Source organism: Arthrobacter sp. H14 (assembly GCF_000520495.1).
Taxonomy (GTDB): domain Bacteria; phylum Actinomycetota; class Actinomycetes; order Actinomycetales; family Micrococcaceae; genus Arthrobacter_C.
Genome location: NZ_KI914648.1, coordinates 83,118 through 85,863, shown reverse-complemented (window position 1 = coordinate 85,863; position 2,746 = coordinate 83,118). Strand labels below are relative to the sequence as shown.

Below are 2,746 nucleotides of genomic sequence, written 5' to 3'. Positions count from 1 at the left end.
CCCGCCGCGCCAGATCGCGGAAGCCCTGAGCGCCAAACTCGGCAATATCGACGGCGTCGCATCGGTCGATATCGCCGGACCTGGCTTCCTCAACATCACCGTCGACGCCGCAGCCGCCGGCGGACTGGCACGGACCATTGTCGAACAGGGCCAAGCATTCGGCACCAACACCGCGCTCGCCGGCCGGAAAATCAACCTGGAGTTCGTCTCGGCCAACCCGACCGGACCGATCCATCTCGGCGGTACCCGGTGGGCCGCCGTCGGGGATTCGCTTGCCCGCATCTTCTCTTCGCAGGGCGCCAACGTCACCCGCGAGTACTACTTCAACGACCACGGCGCGCAGATTGACCGCTTCGCCCGCTCACTGCTGGCCCGCGCCAAGGGCGACCCCGCCCCCGATGACGGGTACGCCGGCGAGTACATCACCGATATCGCCAACCGGGTGATGGCGTCCGAGCCGGGAATCCTTGAGCTCGACGACGCCGACGCGCAGGAACGCTTCCGTGCGCTTGGCGTGGACATGATGTTTACGGACATCAAGGAATCGCTGCATGAATTCGGGGTGGATTTCGACGTCTACTTCCACGAGGATTCAGTGCATTCGGACGGTTCCGTGTCCGGACTGCTGGAGAAGCTCAAGGAATCCGGCAGCCTGTACTTCGAGGACGGCGCCTGGTGGCTGAAGTCGACGGACTTCGGCGATGACAAGGACCGCGTGGTGATTAAGTCGGATGGCACCGCCGCGTACATCGCCGGCGACATCGCCTATTACGCCAACAAGCGCGGCCGCGGCTTCGACCTGGCCGTCTACATGCTCGGTGCGGACCACCACGGTTATGTCGCACGGCTCAAGGCAGCAGCCTCCGCGCTCGGCGACGATCCGGACACCGTCGAGGTGCTGATCGGCCAGATGGTGAACCTGGTCAAGGACGGCAAACCGGTGCGGATGTCCAAGCGCGCCGGAACCGTTGTCAGAATGGAGGACCTGGTTGACGCGGTCGGAGTGGATGCTGCCCGGTATGCGCTGACCCGTTTTTCGGCCAATTCCAACATCGACATCGATCTGGACCTGCTGACCAAGCACACCAATGAAAACCCGGTGTTCTACGTCCAGTACGCCCATGCCAGGACCAAGGCTGTCGGGCGCAACGCCGAATCCGCCGGCGTCGACCGTTCCGCTTTTGACGCCGGTGCGCTGGACCACCCGGCCGAATCCGAACTGCTCGCCCACCTGGGCGCCTACCCGTCGGTGCTGGCCCATGCCGCAAGTTTCCGCGAACCGCACCGGCTGGCGCGGCATCTGGAGGTCATCGCCGGTGCGTACCACCGCTGGTACGACTCCTGCCGCGTCGCGCCGGTCGGCGACGAACCTGTCACCGACCTGAACCGCACCCGCCTGTGGCTCAATGACGCCACCAGCCAGGTCCTCGCCAACGGGCTGGGCCTGCTCGGCGTCTCCGCCCCACACCGGATGTGAGCGAAATGAACCAGGAAACAACCACCGCAGTGGTCGCTTCGCCGCTCGCGCCGGAATGGCTCAGCCTGCCGGAGGACGTCAACCGGGTCGAGACCAAGCTCTGGGCGCAGGACGTCGCGCGCAACGATGCCGGCGAACTGGCCATCTCCGGCATCCCGGTCAGCGAGCTGGCCGCGGAATTTGGCACGCCGGTCTTCGTGATTTCCGAGACAGACTTCCGCGCCCGCGCGCGTTCCTTTAAAGCTGCCTTTGACGCGGCCTTCGCCGAACTTTGCGGGGGAGTGGACGTCTACTACGCGGGAAAATCGTTCCTCTGCACCGAGGTCGCCCGCTGGGTGCGCCAGGAAGGGCTCCGGTTGGACACCTGCACCGGCGGCGAACTCGCCGTTGCAGCCCGCGCCGGCCTGCCCGGGGAACTGCTGGGCCTGCACGGCAACAACAAGTCCGACGCCGAGATCCACCGTGCGCTCGACATGGACTTGGGCCGCATCGTCGTGGACAGCCTGGACGAGCTGGAGCGGCTCGCCGGCATTGCGGCAGAGCGCGGCAGCGTGGCCAAGGTGATGCTGCGGCTCACTCCCGGCGTGCATGCCTCCACACACGAATTCATCGCCACCGCGCATGAGGACCAGAAATTCGGCCTCTCGCTGGCAGCGGACGACGACGGCACGTCACCGGCCGGCCGGGCGGTGGCTGCTGCGCTGGCCGCCGGCTCGATCGACCTGCTCGGCGTGCATTGCCACATCGGCTCACAGATTTTCGAGCCCGAGGGCTTCGCCGTCGCCGCCGAACGACTGCTTGGTTTTCTGGCCACGGTGCAGGACGAACATGGTGTTGCCCTCGGCGAGCTGGACCTCGGCGGCGGCTACGGCATCGCCTACACCGAAGCCGACACCCCACGCCCGCCGGCCGAAATCGCCAACGCAATGGCCGCCGTCGTACACGACACCTGCACGGCCCTGAATATCAAGGTGCCGCGGATCTCTATTGAACCGGGACGCGCCATTTCCGGGCCTGCCGGGTTCAGCCTCTACCGGGCCGGCACCACCAAGACGGTCCAGGTCGACGCCGGAACCGGCAGCTTTCCCCGCCGGTACGTTTCGGTGGACGGCGGCATGAGCGACAACGCGCGCCCGGTGCTCTACGATGCGGACTACTCGGCCGTATTGGCCTCCCGCGCCTCGACGGCGGAACCGGTGATCTCCCGGGTCGTCGGCAAGCACTGCGAGAGCGGGGATATCGTGGTCCGCGACGTTTACCTGCCGGCCG

The 2,746-nt window shown here is 66.4% G+C and carries 2 protein-coding genes; both read left to right on the top strand.

Annotated elements, in window-relative coordinates:
• The coding region (argS, locus tag Y707_RS0110115) for an arginine--tRNA ligase (RefSeq protein WP_026534997.1) at window positions 1–1,477 on the top strand (1,477 nt) is incomplete at its 5' end.
• Between the two features lie 5 nt (window positions 1,478–1,482).
• On the top strand, window positions 1,483–2,746 hold a 1,264-nt coding region (gene lysA, locus Y707_RS24975), incomplete at its 3' end, for a diaminopimelate decarboxylase (protein WP_081744767.1).